Source organism: Candidatus Delongbacteria bacterium, assembly GCA_041675285.1.
Lineage (GTDB): Bacteria > CAIWAD01 > CAIWAD01 > CAIWAD01 > CAIWAD01 > CAIWAD01.
In genome coordinates, this window is sequence record JBAYTZ010000012.1 from 1 (window position 1) to 19,073 (window position 19,073).

Annotated in this window: 18 protein-coding genes and 2 tRNA genes; 3 read left to right on the forward strand and 17 right to left on the reverse strand. The window is 68.5% G+C overall.

The features are described from left to right. Nucleotides 1-177: 177 nt before the first annotated feature. The gene (locus WC326_11735; protein ID MFA7331732.1) at nt 178-981 is read right to left on the reverse strand and encodes a hypothetical protein; all 804 of its coding nucleotides are present in this window, start codon (nt 979-981) and stop codon (nt 178-180) included. A gap of 62 nt (nt 982-1,043) precedes the next feature. Here WC326_11735 and WC326_11740 point away from each other — a divergent pair, with 62 nt between their 5' ends. Beyond that, entirely contained in the window at nt 1,044-2,024 is a 981-nt protein-coding gene (locus WC326_11740; GenBank protein ID MFA7331733.1) for an integron integrase, read from the forward strand. Between the two features lie 70 nt (nt 2,025-2,094). On the opposite strand, the gene WC326_11745 is transcribed toward WC326_11740, so the two are convergent. The 7 genes from WC326_11745 to WC326_11775 form a co-directional block, all read right to left on the reverse strand. Further along, nucleotides 2,095-2,168: transfer RNA gene (locus WC326_11745), tRNA-Asp, on the reverse strand. 5 nt (nt 2,169-2,173) lie between these two features. Next, a tRNA-Val gene (locus WC326_11750) sits at nt 2,174-2,247 on the reverse strand. Then, nucleotides 2,238-2,438 (reverse strand): hypothetical protein, encoded by a 201-nt coding sequence (locus WC326_11755; GenBank protein MFA7331734.1) that lies wholly within the window; start codon nt 2,436-2,438, stop codon nt 2,238-2,240. Before WC326_11755 ends, WC326_11750 begins: the two co-directional genes overlap by 10 nt. A gap of 102 nt (nt 2,439-2,540) precedes the next feature. Further along, a complete protein-coding gene (locus WC326_11760; GenBank protein ID MFA7331735.1) occupies nt 2,541-3,314 on the reverse strand; it encodes a hypothetical protein in 774 nt (257 codons plus the stop codon). A 6-nt stretch (nt 3,315-3,320) separates the two neighbouring features. Beyond that, nucleotides 3,321-3,497 (reverse strand): type II toxin-antitoxin system HicA family toxin, encoded by a 177-nt coding sequence (locus tag WC326_11765; protein MFA7331736.1) that lies wholly within the window; start codon nt 3,495-3,497, stop codon nt 3,321-3,323. Then, complete coding sequence (locus WC326_11770; protein MFA7331737.1) at nt 3,494-3,685, reverse strand: type II toxin-antitoxin system HicB family antitoxin; 192 nt, start codon at nt 3,683-3,685, stop codon at nt 3,494-3,496. The genes WC326_11765 and WC326_11770 overlap by 4 nt, the downstream gene beginning before the upstream one ends. 28 nt (nt 3,686-3,713) lie before the next feature. Further along, a complete protein-coding gene (locus tag WC326_11775; protein MFA7331738.1) occupies nt 3,714-5,258 on the reverse strand; it encodes an aldehyde dehydrogenase family protein in 1,545 nt (514 codons plus the stop codon). Between the two features lie 170 nt (nt 5,259-5,428). On the opposite strand from WC326_11775, the gene WC326_11780 reads away from it, so the two are divergent. Then, nucleotides 5,429-6,166, forward strand: a complete 738-nt coding sequence (locus WC326_11780) for an SDR family oxidoreductase (protein MFA7331739.1) — start codon at nt 5,429-5,431, stop codon at nt 6,164-6,166. A 16-nt stretch (nt 6,167-6,182) separates the two neighbouring features. On the opposite strand, the gene WC326_11785 is transcribed toward WC326_11780, so the two are convergent. Beyond that, nucleotides 6,183-6,536, reverse strand: coding sequence for a hypothetical protein (locus WC326_11785; protein MFA7331740.1), 354 nt, complete (start codon nt 6,534-6,536; stop codon nt 6,183-6,185). Nucleotides 6,537-6,608: 72 nt separating this feature from the next. On the opposite strand from WC326_11785, the gene WC326_11790 reads away from it, so the two are divergent. After that, nucleotides 6,609-6,821: a zinc ribbon domain-containing protein gene (locus WC326_11790; protein MFA7331741.1), complete on the forward strand. Its 213-nt coding sequence runs from the start codon at nt 6,609-6,611 to the stop codon at nt 6,819-6,821. Between the two features lie 37 nt (nt 6,822-6,858). Here WC326_11790 and WC326_11795 read toward each other — a convergent pair whose 3' ends face one another. Genes WC326_11795 through WC326_11830 form a run of 8 tightly spaced genes read right to left on the reverse strand, consistent with a single transcriptional unit; the run spans nt 6,859 to nt 19,072 of the window. Continuing rightward, on the reverse strand, nt 6,859-9,342 hold the full coding sequence (locus WC326_11795) for a prolyl oligopeptidase family serine peptidase (protein MFA7331742.1): 2,484 nt from the start codon (nt 9,340-9,342) through the stop codon (nt 6,859-6,861). Nucleotides 9,343-9,385: 43 nt separating this feature from the next. Continuing rightward, nucleotides 9,386-9,754, reverse strand: a complete 369-nt coding sequence (locus WC326_11800) for a hypothetical protein (protein ID MFA7331743.1) — start codon at nt 9,752-9,754, stop codon at nt 9,386-9,388. Continuing rightward, nucleotides 9,751-10,836 carry an A/G-specific adenine glycosylase gene (gene mutY, locus WC326_11805; GenBank protein MFA7331744.1) on the reverse strand — a complete coding sequence of 362 codons (1,086 nt, stop codon included), beginning with the start codon at nt 10,834-10,836 and terminating at the stop codon, nt 9,751-9,753. Before mutY ends, WC326_11800 begins: the two co-directional genes overlap by 4 nt. Before the next feature lie 48 nt (nt 10,837-10,884). Continuing rightward, nucleotides 10,885-12,066, reverse strand: a complete 1,182-nt coding sequence (locus WC326_11810) for a hypothetical protein (protein MFA7331745.1) — start codon at nt 12,064-12,066, stop codon at nt 10,885-10,887. Between the two features lie 40 nt (nt 12,067-12,106). After that, nucleotides 12,107-12,616 carry an SLBB domain-containing protein gene (locus tag WC326_11815; protein ID MFA7331746.1) on the reverse strand — a complete coding sequence of 170 codons (510 nt, stop codon included), beginning with the start codon at nt 12,614-12,616 and terminating at the stop codon, nt 12,107-12,109. A 30-nt stretch (nt 12,617-12,646) separates the two neighbouring features. Then, complete coding sequence (locus WC326_11820) at nt 12,647-13,483, reverse strand: hypothetical protein (GenBank protein MFA7331747.1); 837 nt, start codon at nt 13,481-13,483, stop codon at nt 12,647-12,649. Beyond that, nucleotides 13,473-14,507 (reverse strand): hypothetical protein, encoded by a 1,035-nt coding sequence (locus WC326_11825; GenBank protein ID MFA7331748.1) that lies wholly within the window; start codon nt 14,505-14,507, stop codon nt 13,473-13,475. The genes WC326_11820 and WC326_11825 overlap by 11 nt, the downstream gene beginning before the upstream one ends. Further along, a complete protein-coding gene (locus tag WC326_11830; GenBank protein ID MFA7331749.1) occupies nt 14,504-19,072 on the reverse strand; it encodes a C25 family cysteine peptidase in 4,569 nt (1,522 codons plus the stop codon). Before WC326_11830 ends, WC326_11825 begins: the two co-directional genes overlap by 4 nt. Between the last annotated feature and the right edge of the window lies 1 nt (nt 19,073).

The following is a 19,073-nucleotide window of genomic DNA, read 5'->3' on the forward strand; positions in this document are numbered from 1 at the left end:
CCGTCCTGCGCCCACTCGTGAAACCAAGTCGGGATTCGCTCAACGCCTTCATCTCAAAGAACCGAAGAATGATCGGAAGGAATCTCTGCGCCCCCTTGACTCTGGAGACCTCATAAGTGTTAGATGCGCGTTATCGTCATTAGCATTAGGCGATGTCGAAGACCACTAATTACACTATCAAATCGCCGATTTCTTGCTCAGCTCATCTGAGCTGGCACTTAAATTAAATTTTTTGATAACATTTACGGAGATGTTCTCATGAAATATCATCTTTAAATCATCCTCCACTTTCCTCCAAGTGTCACGCTGAAATGACTGCGCAACACCACGCTCCAGCTTTCCATTATCGCTTTTATATGTGATATCTCCAGTGTCTATCCATTCAACAATCACTTCACCGCTGCCCATAACCTTGATAGATTTCAGCTCAATTTTATACGAATTCACCATTACTATTGATTCGATCGCTTTGAGCTCTTCCGAAATCGCTTGATCCCTCGTAATTAACTTGCCATTTATATCCTTTTCTTTGTAGTCAAAGGATAAATCCTTCTGCTTCTCTTTCAAATTCATCTCAGCTACGGCAATTTCTCTACTTTTATAGATTCTTTCAATTTTATTTTCAATTGATTCTTTTGTCGATTTTAATGTTGCCATACCAATTGAAATCAACAACAAAGCGAAGAGTGAAATTCTTTGCATTCGCTTTGATGCTTGACTTTTCAAATTCTCATGAGCCGTCAAGGAATACCTCCAGCTGCATCTAACATCCTTTTCGATCAACGCTCGTCGCCCCGCTGCAACTTCAGGCGCTCGTTCCGGGGTCTGGATTTGCGGCGTATGTCCGCGGGGAGGGGCGAAAAGCGTAGGCAAGCTACAATCGAGGCTGTTCGGATTCAAGGCATTTTTGATGTTCTGGACGGTTGGTCGTCGTTGGTTGTCAATCTCTTCGGTCAGCTTGGGCCGGAGTCTACCGTTCATTCTCGTCGGCCGGCACTTCTTGCGCGTGGATGCGTTATCCGTGCCCTTATCGGGGAGGGAACATGGACGGTCCCCCACGCCTGCTGGAGCAGGTCAGCCAGGAATTGCGCAAGCGCCATCGCAGCCCGCGAACGGAAGAGGCCTATCGCCACTGGGTCCGCCAGTTCGTCCTCTTTCACGGAAGGCGGCATCCGCGGGAGTTGGACGCCCGGGATGTGGAGGCCTTTCTGGGCTGGTTGGCCACCACCCGTCACGTGGCGGCGTCCACGCAGAACCAAGCCCTGGCCGCCCTGCTGTTCTTGTACAAGGTCGTGCTGGAGACTCCCCTGGGACCCGTGGAGGCCTTTTCGCGCGCCCGCGTGCCGGATCGGCTTCCCGTGGTACTTTCCATTGAGGAGGTCAGGCGGTTGTTGGTGCTGTTGCCGCGGCTGCCGCGCCTGATGGCCTCGCTGCTCTACGGATCCGGCCTGCGGGTTCAGGAATGCATGACGCTGCGGATCAAGGATGTCGATTTCTCTCGTCGGCAGATCATCGTACGGCGCGGCAAGGGCGCCAAGGACCGCTCCGTGCCCCTGCCCTCTGCGGTGCAGGACTCCCTTCGCAACCAGTTGCAGCGCGTGGAGACCTTGCAGGCCCGGGATCAGGCCGCGGGAATCCGGGTGCCGCTGCCCGACGACCTGCGCAGCAAGTACCCGCGGGCGAGCGGCGAGCTGGCGTGGATGTGGCTCTTTCCGTCGTCCGTCACCCGCCCAACCCCGACGGGCGAGACCTTGCGTTGGCACCAGCCGCCCGATCGCTTGCAGCGCGCCGTCCATTTGGCCCTGCGCCAGGCCGGAATCCACAAGCACGCCAGCTGCCACACCCTGCGCCATTCCTTCGCCACCCACCTGCTGGAGGGCGGGGCGGACATCCGCACCATCCAGGAGCTGCTGGGCCACCAGGATCTGCGGACCACCATGATCTACACCCATGTGCTGGCCTTGAACCGCTCGGGTGCCGCCAGTCCGCTGGATCGCCTGGCGCTGGCCCCTCCGGGGGATTGAGGGTTGGTCTAGGCCTGCAAGGTCGATGGCTTGAAAAGGAAAAGCCCCCGTGGCGCGGGGGCTTGAAGAGCGGACCGGACGAGACTCGAACTCGCAACTTCCAGCGTGACAGGCTGGCGCTCTAACCGATTGAACTACCGGTCCGGAAATGGGCGATACTGGGCTCGAACCAGTGACCCCCTGCGTGTAAAGCAGGTGCTCTGACCAACTGAGCTAATCGCCCTTGCTCTTCACAAGGATGGCCGCCGGCAGCACCACCAGGTAGGCGGCCAGCAGCAGCAGGGGCGACAGGGTCAAGGAGACGAAACCGTCGTGCGGGCCTTGGGCCGAGCAGACGAAGCCGATCATCAGCAGCGCCACGCCCAACAGAAACAGCAGAAAATTGACTCTGCCGAACGGCAGGGCGCTCTTCATCATGCTCTCCAACGCCAACAAGGCCCCAAGTCTATCTTACCTGAATCGGTTTGTCAAGTCCGCCGCCCGAAAGTCCCTGCCGGCCCTCGGGATCGGCCGTTCTCAGGCCTCGAAATCCAGCAGGTCCCACTCGCGGCCCAGCTCCCGCGCGGCGGGCGTCAGCAGCATGCCGCGGCTGATCCGGATCCGCAGGCCCTGCTCGCGCGCGGCCCGGATGTCCTTCTCGCTGACCAGGCGGCCCGTGGCCAGCCGGCCCACGCCGCCCTCGTTCAGCCCGCCGCCCAGCAGGCGCGCCGTGTCGCCCTCGGCCAGCCGCAGCGCGTGGGCGTCGTCGCTGTCCAGCAGCAGCTCCAGTTCCCAGTCGTCGGAGACGTGGACGAAGATCTCGCCCAGGATGGCGTCGCGCACGGCCTCGCGCACCTCCGTGCGCCGCCGGCTGCGCAGGGCGCAGAGCACGCGGTCGCCCTCCAACAGGCCCAGCCGCCGGGCGTTCTCCCGGCTGCACTCCAGGCGGCGCGTCAGGCTGATCACGCCGTGCTCCAGCTCCAGGTGGCCGCGCGGCCCCAGCAGCGTGATCCGCGGCGCGCCCTCCACGTCGCCGCTGTGGCGGACGGGCGGCTCCAGGCCCAGCGCCATGGCCGCGCCCGCGGGACACTCCAGCCGCGACGGACCGCCCAGCGGACCCACCACAGGGATGCCCGTCAGACGGCCCAACGGCGAGGCGGCGGCCACCTCCTGCACGCCCAGGAAGCCCGCCTGCGCGCCCAGGGCCTGGCGGAATTCCAGCCGGGCGTCCGCGCCGAACAGCCGCGCGAAGTGCTCCTTGCTCAGGAACACGCGCGGCCCCAGGATCCGGATGCGCGGCAGCAGACTCACCAGGCGTCAGTCCTTCAAAAGCTTGAGAATGTGTTTGGCCAGACTTTCCTGGATTTCGCGATGCCGTGGAATGGGCTGGCTGATCTTTGTGGTTGGGTTCTGATACCAGTCATGTCGACCACCGTGGCGAAGCAGCACACAGCCGGCCTGCTCCAGCGTTCGGATCAGGTCCTGGCGCTTCATGCAACCTTCAACTCCCCTGCGTGCAATACGTGGGGAATCTCACCGGAAACCAAATCGTGAAGCAGGTCACGCAGGTTCTCCTGCAGTTCGTCCAGTGTCTCCGCCTGGGTCCGATAGCTCGGAAACTCATCCAGCCAACCGATAAAGGCCGGGCCTTCTTGATACCACGTGAATTTGCGCGTTTCCATGACTAATACTCCACAATCATGGCTGCGTTCAGCGCTTGAATTCCTTGACGATGCGGTCGATCTCCTCGTCGGACATCCCGCTCTTGCCGTACTGGTGCGCGGCGCTTCCTGGAGTCGGAGTCGCGACCCCGGCGCCGGCGGCCTGGGCCTGCACCTCGGTCTTGGGCCGGAAGCGGAACTGCTCGTCGTAGCCCCACTTGGTCTCGGCGCCCTTGGCCGGCCCGTCCAGCGGGTTGATCTCCCAGGCCACGCGCTTGATGTTGACCAGGTGCAGCGGACCCACGTTGTCGCTGGTGATGCTGCCGCCCCAGGTGCCCGGCCCCAGCGTCAGCGAGGGAATCAGGCCCGTGGTGTAGCCGATGGCGCCGTGGGTGGAGGAGGAGTTGACGACGATGCGGAAGGCCGGCTTGTGCAGGCCGAATTCCATCACGATGTCCGGGTCCTGGCAGTGGATGGCGAAGGTGTGCCCCACGCCGCCGTACTCCAGGATGCGCGCGGACAGGTCGCAACCAGCCTTCCAGCCGTCCACCACGTAGAAGCCCAGCACGGGGCTCAGCTTCTCGCAGGAGAGCGGATCTTTGGGGCCCACGTCGTCCAGCATGACGATCAGCGCGCGCGCGGCGGGCGGAATCTTCAGGCCGGCCAGGCCGCCGATGTGCTGCGGGCTGCGCCCCACGATCTCGGGGTTCAAGTGTCCGCGCTTGTCCACCATCACGGCCTGCAGGCGGGCCTTTTCTTCGGCAGTGAGGAAATGACCGCCGGCACGCCGCAGCTCTTCCATCAGTTTGCCGGAGATGGGCCGGTCCGCCACCACGCTTTGCTCGCTGGCGCACACGGTGCCCCAATCGAAACTCTTGCCGGCGATGATGTCCCGCGCGGCCTTGGGCACGTCCGCCGTGCGATCCACGTAGGCGGGCACGTTGCCCGGCCCCACGCCGTAGGCCGGCTTGCCCGAGCTGTAGGCCGCGCGCACCATGTCGCTGCCGCCCGTGGCCAGGATCACGCTGGTGAGCTTGTTGCGCAGCAGTTCCTGCGTCCCTTCCAGCGTGGGGATGGTCATGCACTGGACCAGGTCGCGCGGGGCGCCCACGGAGCAGGCGGCGTCGTGCAACAGGCGCGTGGTCTCCAGGATGCAGCCCCGGGCCTTGGGATGCGGGCTCAGGACGATGGCGTTGCGGCTCTTCAAGGAGATGATCGATTTGAAAATGGCCGTGGAAGTCGGATTGGTGCAGGGCACCAGCGCGGCCACGATGCCCATCGGCACGGCGATCTCGTGGATGCGGCGCTGCTCGTCGCGCGAGATGACGTCGCAGGTCTTGAGCGGACCCACGTACTCCAGCAGGTTCTTCGAGCTGAAGGTGTTCTTGACCGTCTTGTCCTCGATGCGCCCGAAACTGGTCTCTTCCACGGCCATGCGCGCCAAGCGCTTGGCGTTGGCCAACGCGGCGGAGGCCATGGCGTGGACCACGCGGTCCGTTTGGTCCTGGGAGAAATGCTTGAAGACGTCCGCCGCGGCCCGGGCCCGCGTCAGCATGTCCCGCACTTCCTGGATGGAGGCCAGATCTCGGTCCATGGGAACCCTCTTGATCAGCTGGAAAGTCGGGGCTCAAGGTAGGAAAGGGCTCCGGCAGAGCGGAGCGCGGCGGCGGGGTTGTGGGAGCCGGCGCGGAACCTGAGCTTGCCCGCGTTCGCCCGGCTGCTTGTCGCCGCCGGCTTTCGACGGTCCAGCGGAAGGGATGGGGCATGCACTCCACAAGCGCGCCGGCCACGGCGCTGATCACCGGCGGCGCCCAGCGCGTGGGGGCCGCCCTGGCCCGCCATTTGACTGGCCGGGGCTGGCGCCTGCTGCTCCACTGGCACCGCTCCCGCGCGGCGGCCGAGGCTCTGCGCGCCGAGCTGGGTCCCGAGCGTGTGACCCTGCTGCAGGCGGACCTCGCTTGCGCGGCCGGCCGGGTGGATCTGCTGCGGCAGGTCGGTGAGACATTGGGCGAACAGCCACTCCAGCTGCTGGTGCACAACGCCTCGCTCTTTCCCCACGTCCGGCTGGAGGAGCTGGACGACGAGCTCTTCGACACGCTCTTCACCCTGCACGTGAAAACGCCCCTGCTGCTCAGCCGGGACCTGGCGCCCCGCCTGGCGGCGGGCCACGGGCTGATCATCACCATGCTGGACGCCGGAGCCGGCCTGCACTGGCCGGGCTATCTTCCCTACGCGCTCTCCAAGCAGGCCCTGCGTGAGGCCACCATCGCCCTGGCCCGCCAGCTGGCGCCGGGCGTGCGCGTGAACGGCATCGAGCCCGGCTTCATCCTGCCGCCCCACGACGCCCCCGACGCCTACCGCCAGGCGGAGACGCGGCGCCTGACGGAGGAATCCGGCGGACCCGCGCACATCCTCAAGGCCGTGGACTATCTGCTGGAGGCCACCTTCGTCACCGGCGAGCTCCTCACCGTGGACGGCGGGCGGCGCTGGATCCGCCCCTAAGTCTGTGACACAGGGTCTAGAAGGGCTTGAGGTGCGCCAGCGCGATCGCCGCCAGGCCCAGCAATCCGACCACCGGCGTGAACCAGACTCCACCCAGCCGGCCACGGGCCATCAGCACGTGCAGGACCACCAGCACGGCCGCCAGCGTCAGCTTCACGTGGAACCAGCCCGTCAGGGTGCCGGAGTGCGCGCGGGCCATCAGCCCCAGTCCGCCCAGCACGGTCAGCACCAGGCCGGGCAGGGCCAGCGAGTTCATCAACCGGCGTCGGCTGGACGGTTGCCCGGCTTGCTCGGGGCCGCGCACCAGACCGGCGGCCAGCAGGGCGCCCAGCCACAACACCACGCCCAGCAGGTGAAGCACCCATTCCATGAAAAACTCCTTCGCCTATGGCAATATTTGATTGTATCAATTAATTTGCGGGCCGGTCAAACGAGGTCCACCATGCCCTTCTTCGTCTACCATTGCCCCGACTGCGAGGCCGAGATCGAACTGCTGCGGCCCGCCAGCCAGCGCGACGAGCCCGTTCGCTGCGAGACCTGCGGCAGCGGGCGACCCACCCGCAGCGCGGCGTCCTATGCCTCGGCGCTGGGCTCCGGCAGCGCGGGCGGCCGCGCTTCGGCGTCCTCGTGCGGCGGAGGCGGCGGATTCACCTGAGCCTGAACCCCGTCCGCGGCGCGGACGAAGGATCCTCTCAGGGCTGCGCCGGGCTGGACGGCTCCGGCGGCGCGTCCCTCAGCCAGGTGTCACACCAGCTGCTCAACTCCCACAGGACGTGGCCCACGCTCTCCCGGGCACGATAGCCGTGTCCCTCCGCCGGCAGGCGCACCAGCCGTACGCTGGCTCCCAGACCTTTCAACGCCTCATAGAAGCGGTCGCTCTGCAGCGGGAAGGTCCCCGGGTTGGGATCGTCCATGCCGTGTACCAGCAACAGGGGCCGCGTGATCTTGTCTGCGGCCAGGAAGGGCGACATCTGCAGATAGGTGTCCGGGGCCTGCCAGAGCGAACGATCCTCGCCCTGGAACCCGAAGGGCGTCAGCGTGCGGTTGTAGGCGCCGCTGAAACAGAGGGCCGTGCGGAACAGCCCGGTGTGCGCCAGCAGGTTGGCCGCCGTGAACGCGCCGTAGGAATGCCCCCCGATGGCCAGCCGCGTGGTGTCCCCCACGCCCAGACGCGCCACCTCCTCCACGGCGGCCCGCGCGCCCGCCACCAGTTGCTCCAGATAACTGTCGTTGGGCTCGCGGCCCGCTTCGCCCAGGATGGGCAGCGCGGGATCGGCCAGCACGGCGTAGCCCTGGGTGAGCAGGAAGAGCACCGAGGTGCCCACCGGTCGGCTGAATGTGAACTCGGACGTGGTCACCCGGCCCGCCGCCTCGCGGTTGCGGAACTCGCGCGGATAGACCCAGAAGACCATGGGCAGCGGCGGGTCCACGCCCCGCCGATAGCCCGGCGGCAGGTAGAGCGTTGCGGAGAGCTCCACGCCGTCGGCCCGCGTGTAGGTCAGCACGTCCTTGGTCAGGCCCGCCAGCATGGGGGCGGGATCCGTGGCCTGTGTCACACGGCGCGCCCGGAAATCCGCCGTGCCCAGCGGCCGCTTCCGCCCCGCCCGGGGCCGGTCCAGCAGCCAGCTGTTCTCGGGCTCGTCCGGCGACTGGCGCGAGACCAGCAGGCGTTCGCCCGTGTCGTCCAGCAGGGCCTCCACGCTTTCATACCAGGGGTCGCGGCACTCCCACAGCCGCTCGCGCCGCCCGTCGCGGATCCGCATGCGGTCCAGGAAGGGGTGCACGCCGGCGGGGCCGGCGCCGCGGCCCGACCAATAGAGCCAGCCGCCATCGGGCGAGCGGCGCAGCACAGAGCGCCCGTTGGCCGTGCGCCGGGTCAGCGGTCGGCCCGGCTCGCTGAAGGCGTCGTCGCTGTCGCGCTGCAGCAACAGGCTCTTGCTGCCGGTGGACGGATTGAGCTGCCAGATGCGCTCGCGGCGTTCCTTGAACCAGGACTCCCAGGCCAGCGCCAGTTCGTCGTCGCCCCAGACCAGCCCGCTGAAGCGGTCCTGGAAGCGCGCCAGCTCGCGCGGCGCGCTGTCGAAGGGTTTGGCCAGCTGCCAGAGGACGTCCCGCTCCGCGGCCGGAACGCCGGCGTCGCCGCCATCCAGGGCCTCGGCCCAGCAGAGCGTGGCCGGCTGGTCCGCCCGCCAGTGGACGAAGCGCGGCCCGGGGCGCACGGAGCCGAAGCGGATGGAGACCTCGTCCGCCAGGGGCAGGTCGGCCACCAGGTGGAGTTCGCGGCCCTGGCGATCCAGCACCACCACGCGCTGGGGAAAGTCCTCCAGCGGCAGGCTGCGCGACCAGGGCGGATGGGCCGTGGTCCAGAGGATGCAGGAGCCGTCCGGCGAGACGTTGAAGTCCAGCGCGAGCTGCGGCCCGGCCAGCACGCGCTCCTGGCCGTCCAGCGAGACCTCCACCAGTTCGGCCGTGGCGTGGTGCTCCAGCAGGCGCTCATCGTGCTGGCTGCGAATCAGGAAGGGATAGGTCCGCGCCGCCGCCGCCCGGCCCTGGTTCTCCAGGATCACCGGGCCCTCCGGCGGACCCGCGACGGGAGCGGCGCCGCGCCCGGGCGGAATGCGCAGGCAGAGCAGGCCGCGACTGTCGGGCAGCCACTGCAGGGGCGTGGTCACCGCCGGATTGAGCAGCAACGTACCCAGGCGCGCACTCAGCCCGCTGGCCACTTCCGTGTGCCAGAGTTCGGTCCCGGAGTCCGTGGCGCGGCACCAGGCCAGTTGCCGACTATCCGGCGACCACTGCAAATCGTGCAGGCGCACGTTCTCGGGCAGCGTCAGGACGCGCCGCTCCTGGCTCTCCAACTCCAACAGGGTCAGCCCGGTCAGGTGGCCTTCGTCCAATGGCCCGCCCGTGAGCGGGTTCAGGCGCAGGCCGGCGGTCTCCACCGCGGGAATGGCCAGTTCAGCCACGGGCGGCAGCCGGCGCCGGGTGCTCTCCACCGCCCGGCGGCCATCCGGCGCCAGCGTGAGTCCGGCGGGCTGGGGCGCGTCCAGGATGGCGGGAATGGGATCCGGCGGCTGGCGATAGGTGGCGGCGTCCTGGGCGTGTGACACGGCGGTTCCCAGCAGGCCCAGCAGCAGCAGGCCCGCGCAAATGGAAGATTGTGAAGGGTGGTTCATGGCTGCAATATAGCCAGCCGCCAGGCGGCTTGGGATCGGCGCCTCATTCTCCCCAGCGCCCCACCACGCCGTCGGCCTGGACGCTGACGCTCTCGCCGTCGCAGAGGCAGCCGGGCACCGAGCGCACGGGCTCGCCGTCCTCCTTGATCTGGATCCAGAGGCCGGCATTGAGGTTCGCCGAACGGGCCAGGACCATCACGGGCGTGCCCTCCTTGGCCTCGAAAGCCACGCGCCAAGGCAAGTCCACCGCGCCGGCCTGGTGGAGCCCGGCGCCGTCGCGCCAGAACAGCGTGGCCCGTTCCACGGTTCCGTCCACCACGAATTCCACCGTGGGCAGCTCAGGCTCGATGGCGCATCCGCCCAGCAGCCACAGCGGCAGCAGGAGCGCGAGCCAGCGGGATCGCGTCTTCATGTGACCTCCCAAGCGGGTTCGTCCAGGATGCGCCGGTCCCGGGCGGAAAAGCCCAGCCGCGCGCAGTCCGCCGGCTCCAGCCAGACGCTGCCGGCGGGGGCCTCGGCTTGGCCCGGCTGCTCCAGTCGCCGGGCCAGCACCTGGGCCTGGAAGTGGCTGTAGACGTGCCGGAAGCGCAGGGCGCCTGTCTCACGCACGTCGGGATCGGCTACCAACGCGAGGCGCAACTCCGACTCGAGCACCGACCAAGCCTCATCCAGACCGACCGGATCCACGGGCCGCTCGGCACTGGGCAACTCCCACAAGCCGCGCAGCATGCCCTCGTCCCCGCGGCGGCGCGCCAGCACGCGCCCGGCGGCGTCGCGAACCAGCAGCACCAGGACAGCCCGCAGCGGTGTCCGGGGCCGCTCCGCGCGGCGCGGCAAGTCCTCCTGCCGGCCTAGGGCGCGGGCCCGGCACTCCGGGGCCAGCGGACACTCCGCGCAGCGCGGGCGCCCGGGCAGGCAGACCCGGGCCCCCAGCTCCATCAGCGCCTCGTTCCAGTCGCCGGGCGCCCCGGTTTCCAACAGCCCGTCGGCCAGTACCTGCAGCCGCCTGCGCACGGCCGGGCGGGCGGGCGGATCCTCCAGTGCGAACAGCCGGCAGAGCACGCGAATCACGTTTCCATCCAGCGCGGCCAGCGGCAGACCGAAGGCCAGGCTGCCCACCGCCGCCGTGGTGTAGGGCCCGAATCCGGGCAGGCCGCGCAGCGCTGCCGGGTCGGCCGGAAACTGTCCGCCGTAGCGGGTCTGGACTTCGCGCGCACAGGCCATCAGGTTGCGGGCTCGCGAGTAGTAGCCCAACCCGGCCCAGCGCGCCATCACTTCGTCCTCGGGCGCGGCGGCCAGCTGGCCGAGCTCGGGAAAGGCCGCCAGAAAGGCCGCGTAGTAGGGCAGCACCGTCTCCACCCGGGTCTGCTGCAGCATGATCTCGCTGATCCAGACCCGGTAGGGCGTGCGCTCGCGTCGCCAGGGCAGATCCCGAGCCACGGCCCGGAACCACTCCAGCACAGCTTGGCGGACAGGGATAGAAAGTTCTTCCATCCTAACTTCGCAACCCGAAAAAGGGCCCCGCGAAGGGGCCCGGATGAGTCAGTTGCCCTTGTCGTCCTTGAGCTTGTCCTTCAGCCGCTCCAGCTCCTTCTCGGCCTGCCGGCGCTCGGCGCGGATCTTCTCCAGCTCCAGGTCGAGGAACTCGGCGCTCTGGTCCTCGGCGCCCAACCAGTCGATCATTTCACGCTCGGTGACGCCGATCTTCTCCCGCATCTCCCAGTCCCGCTCGCTCTGGGGCCGGACGGTGGCAAAGGTCTCCACCCGCCGGAAGGCCGTGGAGGGCTGGAAATTCAGCCGGGCCGCCAGCCGCCAGGCCGGATAGTACTCGGGGTAGTCGGCGTTCAGGCGCTCGCGGTTGCGGTGCACGCCCACCGGGCGGGGACCCTCGTCGGTGAAGTAGATCTTGGGCCCGTTCTCCATCAGGCGGACATCCACGCCCACGCTGGCCGAGAGGCCGCGGAAGAAGCGGTAGTTGAAGCCCGGCTGCAGCCAGACGGCATCGGCCTGGGTGAAGGCCCACTCGGGCAGGTCGCTCAGGAAGACGTTGCCGTAGAGTTCCGTGTAGAAGTCCCAGCGCAGGGTGGGGCGACGGTAGGCCAGCGAGAACTCCAGGTCGTGGGTCACGCCGGAGAAGATGTTCAGCGCGTCCTGACCGCCGTCGTTGTGGTTCAGGTAGCCCAGATTGAAATGGGCGCTGGGGCCTTCGCCCGGGTAGAGCTGGTTCTGGTACCAACCCAGCCCGAAGGACAGGCTGATCTCGTTGGCCGAGGCGTTGTAGGGCTCCAGGTACACGTTGGACACCTTGGAGGAGTTCAGCCGGAAGCCCAGCTGGGTGCCCCACTCGATGGGCGTCTGGAACAGGCGCCCCTGGAAGCGGCCCATGCGAAAGCGCATGTAGACGTCGTCCGGCGCGTTGTAGGTGACGTTGTCCTGGCTGCTGAAGTTGAGGTCCTGGTAGAGCATGGGGACCAGTTCCAGCTCCAGGTGCTTCCCGAAGCCGAAGTTGATCGCCAGGGCCTGGGACACGTCGCTCACGCTGCCTTCGGGCACGGAGCCCGCCCACAGCCGGGTGTGCCACTGCACGGTCATCTGGCCGGGCTCCAGGCTCTGGGTGGTCCAGGTGTGGAACAGCGAATTGCCGCCCAGGAACTGGGTGGCCGCCATCGCCGCGCCGTGCAGCAACAGGGTCGCGCCCGTCACAAGAATGTGCAGACCTCTCATCGGCTCCCTCCACCTCTCCGCGTCGCTTGCTGGTGCCCGCTCAATCCAACCGCTGCATGAGAACCACGGCATTCAACAGGATGCCCACTTTGGCCACCACGTCCACTGCGTTGGCGATCCAGTTGTAGGCACTGCCCGAGACGACGACTGTGTCACCCGGCTTGAGTTCCGGAATCAGGCTGATGTCGCCCGTGTTCAAATACCGGCGGACGTCGATCTCCAGGATTTCCTCCCGTTGATTGACGAGCCGCACGATGCGCACGTTGTCCAGGCGCGAATAGCTGCCGGGTCCGCCCGCGGCGGACAGCAGCGTCAGCAAATTCGTGCCGCTGGGGACGTTGTATTGCCCCGGCTTGTTCACTTTTCCCCAGACGTTCACCGTGATGTAAATGGCGTTTTTATCGCCCAGGAAATACTGCGCCGCACGTCCGCCTTCCGCCCCCACGTCATCCACCGGCGGGGTGGCGACATCCTGGGCGATGGCGTGAAGCGGCAACAGCAGGGCGCTGAACAGAATCAGAACGCGGGCAAGTTTTCCAAGTCGGGTCAATCCCCCTCCTGCCGACTGGCATCTGGCTGGTCAAAAAGTAAAGGAAATCCAATAGGATTCCGAGCCGGACAAGGGACAATCATTCGGATTGGATGGCACTTCCACCAGCAGGGAATCCACCTGGGCCACCCGCCCGATGACCGTATCCACGCGCAGCGAGTAGCTGCCCGGCGCCAGGCCCAGCTCCGCCACCGGCCAGGCGGCGCTCATCTGGGGTTCCAGGTTGAACAGCACGTCCTCGCTCCAGACCAGGGCGCCGGCCGGATTGGCCACCAGCACGCGGAAGCCGCGGAAGCCCAGCGCGAAGTAGTCCACGAACTCATACTGCCAGGCCACGCGCAGGGTGTCGTGCTGGACGGCGACCTGGCTCTCCAGCACCCGCGGGCTGGCCCAGAGCCGGTAGGTCACCGTGTCCGAGGGGGCGCTGGCGTTGCCGTCGCCGTCGATGGCCCGCACGTAGTACCAGAACCGCTCGCCCCAGAAGGAGGTGGGCCGGATCAGTGGATCCTGGTCCACGAAGTGGTAGAAGTCCGGCCGACCCTCCAGGAAGCGCTCCGGGTCCAGGGGCAGCTCCGCGAAGAGCGAATCCGGATGCGGGGCGCGGTAGACCAAAAAGCCGCTCAGGTCCGCGGGCTCCTCGGCCATGTCCCACTCCAGCCGGATGCCGAAGCCCGCGCTGCCGTCGGCGTCCACGCCGGTCTCCGGCAACACGGCGCCATTCTCCACGCAATTGGTCTCCCGCATCCGCGGCGCGGGCGGCGCGGTGCGATCCTCGTCGCCGGAATCCTCCCCGCAGGCGAGCAGGCCCAGCAGCAGGGCGCCCAGCCCGGCGGCCAGACGCGTGCGGCGCAACAGGTCAGAACGCATAGATGAAACTCATCCGGTGCAGCCGCCCCAGATCGTGATCCAGGCCGGCGTAGTCCAGGTCCAGCGGGCCCACGTGGAAACCCGCGCCATAGGTGAAGCGCCCGTCGCGGCCCTGATGGCCGGCCCGCAGGGCCAGCCCGCCGTAGCGCAGTTCGAGCCCCGTCCGGGCCTGGGTGTCGTAGTGGTGGTCGTAGTCGCGGGTCAGCGTCCAGGACAGGTCGCCCAGCCCGGCCCGCCAGGCCGCCCCCAGCACGTGGTAGTAGTGGATGGCGTCCTCGCCGCCGTCCCACTTCAGGCCCGTGTTGGTGAAGTTCTCCAGCCGCGCGCCCACGGAGATCCGCCCCAACTTCTTCACGCCGGTCAAGTCCACCAGTTCGGCGTGGAGCTGCGCGCCGGCGTCCAGCCCGATGCCGCTGCCCGCGCTGGCGTCCAGCTCGCTGCGGATCATCTTCACGTTGATGCCGAAGGGCACGCTGAGCGGGATGTCGTGATACAACCAACCGAAATGCAGCTTGGGCTCGTTGCGTTTGGCGAAGCTCAGCAGCAGGGCCTGGTCCACACTCTGGAAAAAGCCCAGCGGACTGCCGCCGGCCTCCTCGATCAAGCGCCGGCGCTCCTCGAAGGTGTAGTCCGCGTCGTCGTAGCCGGGAAAGCGCGGAATGTCGTCCACCTGGAAGCGCATGTAGTTGAGCGCCAGGTTGCCGCCGCCGATGGGCCAGACCAGTCCGGCCTGAGCGTGCACGCCCAGCGGATCGGAGAAGCTGCCGAATTGACTGGCCGCCATGCCCGACACGCTGCGCCGGTCCACCAGGGCCAGCCCGGCGGGGTTCCAGAAGCAGGAGAAGGCGTCGTCGCTGGCGGCCACCAGGGCCTGCCCCATGGCCAGGCCGCGCGCGCCGCCGCCCAGGGCCAGGAACTCGCCGGCGTAGCGGCCGGCCCGGGCCGCGGGCGCCAGCAGGGCCATGGCCAGCCCGAGCGTCGCCGCGCCGCGGCAGCTGAAGATGCGGGAACGCGTCGTGCTCATTTCAACCTCGCCACCTTGCCCGTGTGCTCCACGCGGCCTTCCGGGCCTTCCGCCGTCAAACGGTAGAAATACACGCCGTTGGCCACCACGTCGCCCACGCGATCCCGGCCATCCCACAGCGTCTCCACGTAGTTGATCAGCGGGCCGGGGATTTCCAGCCGGCGGATGAGCCGGCCGGCGACGGTGTAGATCTCGATCTTCGCGCCGTTGGCCACGCCGCTCAGGCTGAAGACGAAGCGGGTCTCGCGCTGGAAGGGGTTGGGATAGGTGCCCATGTACTGCAGCGCCAGGCGCTCGCCCACCATGAATTCCGACTCGTGCAGCGTGCCGTTGCCCGCCGCGTCACGGACGAAGAGCCGCAGGGCCAGCGGCTCGCCGCGCGGCGCCGAGCCGTCCAGCGCGTAGCGCACGGAGAGCCGCCCGCCGGCGGGATCCGGCAGTAGGGCCAGCTCCGCGCTGGAGATGCTGTCGCCGTCCATGGTCAGCTGGATGTTCTCCGGGCGCGCGTCCAATCCGCCGGGATCGGTCAGGGTCCAGCTGAAGGCCGCCCGGGGCGGCACGAACCCGCCGCGATCGAAGACTTGGCCGTCCACTTCCAGTTGGACCACCGGCGCGCCGGTGTCCGCCAGACGTCCCAGCGCGAATCCCTCCGCGGAATTCAACGTGAACGCCGCGCGCAAGGTGTCGGCGCGCTCCAGCTGCACTTGGCCGCCCAGGCGGGCCAGCAGTTGCCTCGTCGCCCCGTCGTACTCCAGCAGCTCCGTGTCCAGCCGGCGCAGACTGTCCACGGTCGTCAGCTCCAGCTCGCCCTGGACGGGGCCGGGCACGCCATCCCGCCACTCCAGGAGCCAGGGCCCCGCGTCCAATCGCCGGCCGACCTGCTCAACCAACAAACTGTCGACGGGCAACTCGCGCACGGCCAGAATCCGCCCGCTCTCGCCGTGGCGGATCCGCAGGACGCCACCGGCGACGACGTCCGTCCAGCTCTCGGCCGGCACGGCCACGCGGGTCAGCGCGAACTCCAGCGCATCGGGCAGCGGGCCGCCCAGCGCCGGATCCCAGTCGGCCTCGACGCGGAAAGTCTCACCCAGTGTCCCCACCGGCAGGGGCAGGGACACCCGCCGGCTGCCACCCCGGGGCACGGGGGGAATCCGGCCCGCCGTCGCGCTGCCGTCGAGCCCGCGCACCAGCCGGCAGGTCAGCGTGTCCGATTCACTCTCGCCGTCGTTGCCCACCACCGCTTCCGGTTGGCCCGCGGCATCCGTACCGGGCAACAGGGTCCAGCTCAGGCGCGGCCGGGCGTCCTCCACCCAGTACCAGCTGGTGGTGGTGCTGTCCGGGCCGTCCGCGTCGTAGAGGGCGAAGCGCAGGCCCACCAGCGTGCTGTCGGCGAAGGGCCCGGCCGTGCCCGCGCTCTGCCAGCGCTGGGGATCGCCCGCCAGCGGCGTCAGGCTCAGGCGCAGCTGGGTGGCAGCCTGATTCGGCGGCTGGATGCTCAGCAGCGCGGCTACGCTGTCCACCAGTTGGGCCGAGGCCACCAGCACTTCCGCACGCAGCGGCAGGCCGGGCCGCGGCGGATCCGGCAGCAGGCGCGCCTGCCAGGCCAGCGTGCCGGACAGGCTGTCCGCCGGATGGAACCAGCTCACACCCGAGTGGCCTCCGCCCTCGGCACCGGGCATCCAGACCCGCAGGGAGCCCGTGGCGCCGCCGCCGGGCAGACTAGCGGGCAGCGGCACCGCCGCCGTCCAGGCGCCGTCGTTCCCGGCGCTCACCGGCACGCGGATCACGTCCGTCACGAAATTGGGGCCGGTCTGGGCCGCCCGCTCGGCGCTGGAGTAGACTTCCACCAACCCCTGGCCGCCGGGCGCCGCGCCGCTGCCGGAGAACTGCAGCACGCCGCCGGTCTCGATCACCGGATTGGCCAGCGCGGGCTGGCTCTCAAGGGGGAGCGCCAGCCGCTGCCAGGGCAGGCCGAGGATCGTGTTCATCACGTTGACCGCGTGCACGTACTTCTCTTCCAGGCTGCCCTCGTGGCCCGGCACGCGCCGCAGCCAGAGCCGCTGCTTGGCCTCGCGCAGGGCCTGACCCACGGCGAGTTCCGGGTTGCCCAGCAGCAGGGTCCAAAAGTCCGCGACCAATTCCATCCCTGTGTCACGGAAGCCCAGCCCCGTCGAGCCCAGCACGCCGATGGCGCCCACCTCCGGAGTGTTGAGCAGCGCGCGCCCCAGCGAGCCCTGGTAGTCCAGGCTGGCGATGAAGCAGGTGGCGTTGGTGAAGAAAGCCAGCCGCTGGGCGTTGTCCAGCAGGGCCACGTCCTCGCTGCGGAAGAGCTGGTTGTCCTCCCAGACGGCGCCGCCCCCGTGCCCGGCGTAGTTCACCAACAACTGGCCCTCGTTGACCAGGGCCAGCAGCTCGGGCCGCGAGCCGATGTAGGCCCCGCCCTGCTCGCCAGCCAGGATGCGCCGGATGAAGAAGCGGTCCGGCACCTGCAGGCGGATCAGGTTTTCCGTCTGCTGCATGAAGATGCCCTCGTCCTGGGCGCGGGCGCCCGCGGCCAGCAGCAGGCTGTTGTTCCAGGCGCCCGGCGCGGCCGTGCGATAAGCCGCCTCCTTGGCCACCAGGTTGGCCAGATCCTCCGGCGTGGCGGCCGGCCAGCGGCTGACCACCACGGGCAGCTGGGCGCCGTTCTCCTCGCGGGCGAACCAGTCGTCGCTGGAGGCCGCGCCCCACTTGTAGACCTGCTCGTACATCAGCGGCAGCACGGGTTCCAGGCCCGGCGTGGTCAGGCGCGGGGCAGGCGCTCCGTCGCCCACCAGCAGGACCCAGCCGGGCGGCGTGCTCCAGTTGCGCCAGGCGCGCAGGATCAAATCCCGCAGGGCGTGGGGCCGCACCTTGCCGTGGCTGAATTCGTCGTAGACCCAGCGATCGCTCACCAGCAGGACCTCGCCCTCCCGACTGGCCACCTGCTGCAGCAGGGGTTGCAACAGGTCGGCGCCGCCGGAACGCCAGAGGCTGTCCGCCAGCACCACCAGCACGCCGGCGCCCGCCACCCGGTCGGCCAACCCGTGGTACTCCACGCGCTCTCCGGCATCCGGCGCGCGCAGGGAGCGCTCCGTGGCCGCCACGTAGCGCGTGCCCGCCAGGAACTCGTCCTGGAAGCGCAGCCGCCAGGCGCCGGCCAGCGGCCGCACGATGACGCTGCGGAAGTGCGACTGGCCCAGCTTGAAGACCCGGATGTCCTCGCCGCTGAACCCGCTGACCTCGAAGTTCACCACGCGGCCGTCCAGGGCCGGGTCGGCGCTGAAGAGCAGGCGGTCCCCCTGGGCCTTGTACTCGCGCTGGTAGGTCAGCTCCAGCCAATTGAGCAAGCAGGAGGAAAACTCGCCCGCCGGCGGCTCGTCCACCCCGGCCAGGATCAGCGTGTTCTGGCCCTCGACGAAGGAGCTGTGGTCGGGAAAGGCCTCGGCACCGAACTCGGCGATCCGCAATTCCTGGTTGCGCCAGCTGCCGTCCGCGCCCACCTCCAGCGCGCCGCCGCCTGTGCTGTTCACGTAGAGGCGCAGCCGCTGATAGACGTCGGGCTCGCCCTCCTCGGCCGGCGCGCTCAATCCGCGCAGGCAGACTCTCATCTGCACCGGCAGCGCCGAGTAGGGATAGAGCCCCGGTGCGTCGAAGGTCACGTTGCGCAGCGTGCCGCCGTAGATGCCCGTGGTCCAGAACATGTGGTCGGGGTGGGGCTCGTCCAGCACGTAGGTGAGCCGGCTGAAGTGGTTGTACTCCTCCACGTGCACCGTGGCGGGAAAAGTCAGCGGCGCGGAGTAGCGCTCGGGATCGGTCTCGATGATCTCGCCCGTCTCCTGGGCGAAGCGCGGGCCCGGGGTGCCGTCGCTGGCCAGGAACCAGACCTCGCGCCGGCACCAGGGATCCTCCTGCGTGTCGACGCCCAGTTCGGGCACGGCGGGCCGGCTGGGTTCGGCCCAGAAAATCAGCTGGTCGTCCGGATCGAAGGAGCCGTCCTCGCAGCCCTCGGCCAGCATGGGCTCCGGCACGCCATTATGAACCAGGGTCCACGTGCGTGGATCGGGCAGCACTCCCGGCACGTGCTCGGCCAGCCAGGCGCCGGTGACCCGGATCAGGCCCTCGCCGCCCACCTCGAGCCGGGCGAAGGCGTGGCGCGCCCAGGGGTCCGGCGGCGCCAGCGCGCGCAGGCCGGCGCTCCGGCGCTCCGGGGTCCGGCCCTCCTCGCGCAGCAGCAGCCCGCCCTCGAGCACGGCCCGCGGCACCAGCAGACCGTCGCAGCGCGTGTCGCCGGCACTCTCCAGCGCGTGGACAGGCAGATCCAGCCGGGCCCCGCCCGGCGTCTCCGGCCGCAGCGTCCGGCCCTGGTGGCGGACCACCAGCGGCCACTCCGCCGGCAAGTCGGCGGCGCCGTCCAGCCGCAGCAGCAGGCCGCCGTCGGGTTGGATTTGTTGCAGCAGATGCGGGAGGGCGCTGACGCGCACGGCGGCCCGGGAGAGCCCCGTCAGGCCCAGCAGCAGCGCCAGGGCCAGGCCACCCGCGCGCACG

Excerpts from the sequence above, each read along its gene's own strand:
- WC326_11735 (MFA7331732.1), bottom strand. The coding sequence starts at position 981 with ATGAACGGTAGACTCCGGCCCAAGCTGACCGAAGAGATTGACAACCAA.
- WC326_11740 (MFA7331733.1), top strand. The coding sequence starts at position 1,044 with ATGGACGGTCCCCCACGCCTGCTGGAGCAGGTCAGCCAGGAATTGCGC.
- WC326_11755 (MFA7331734.1), bottom strand. The coding sequence starts at position 2,438 with ATGAAGAGCGCCCTGCCGTTCGGCAGAGTCAATTTTCTGCTGTTTCTG.
- WC326_11765 (MFA7331736.1), bottom strand. The coding sequence starts at position 3,497 with ATGAAGCGCCAGGACCTGATCCGAACGCTGGAGCAGGCCGGCTGTGTG.
- WC326_11770 (MFA7331737.1), bottom strand. The coding sequence starts at position 3,685 with ATGGAAACGCGCAAATTCACGTGGTATCAAGAAGGCCCGGCCTTTATC.
- WC326_11775 (MFA7331738.1), bottom strand. The coding sequence starts at position 5,258 with ATGGACCGAGATCTGGCCTCCATCCAGGAAGTGCGGGACATGCTGACG.
- WC326_11780 (MFA7331739.1), top strand. The coding sequence starts at position 5,429 with ATGCACTCCACAAGCGCGCCGGCCACGGCGCTGATCACCGGCGGCGCC.
- WC326_11785 (MFA7331740.1), bottom strand. The coding sequence starts at position 6,536 with ATGGAATGGGTGCTTCACCTGCTGGGCGTGGTGTTGTGGCTGGGCGCC.
- WC326_11790 (MFA7331741.1), top strand. The coding sequence starts at position 6,609 with ATGCCCTTCTTCGTCTACCATTGCCCCGACTGCGAGGCCGAGATCGAA.
- WC326_11795 (MFA7331742.1), bottom strand. The coding sequence starts at position 9,342 with ATGAACCACCCTTCACAATCTTCCATTTGCGCGGGCCTGCTGCTGCTG.
- WC326_11800 (MFA7331743.1), bottom strand. The coding sequence starts at position 9,754 with ATGAAGACGCGATCCCGCTGGCTCGCGCTCCTGCTGCCGCTGTGGCTG.
- mutY (MFA7331744.1), bottom strand. The coding sequence starts at position 10,836 with ATGGAAGAACTTTCTATCCCTGTCCGCCAAGCTGTGCTGGAGTGGTTC.
- WC326_11810 (MFA7331745.1), bottom strand. The coding sequence starts at position 12,066 with ATGAGAGGTCTGCACATTCTTGTGACGGGCGCGACCCTGTTGCTGCAC.
- WC326_11820 (MFA7331747.1), bottom strand. The coding sequence starts at position 13,483 with ATGCGTTCTGACCTGTTGCGCCGCACGCGTCTGGCCGCCGGGCTGGGC.
- WC326_11825 (MFA7331748.1), bottom strand. The coding sequence starts at position 14,507 with ATGAGCACGACGCGTTCCCGCATCTTCAGCTGCCGCGGCGCGGCGACG.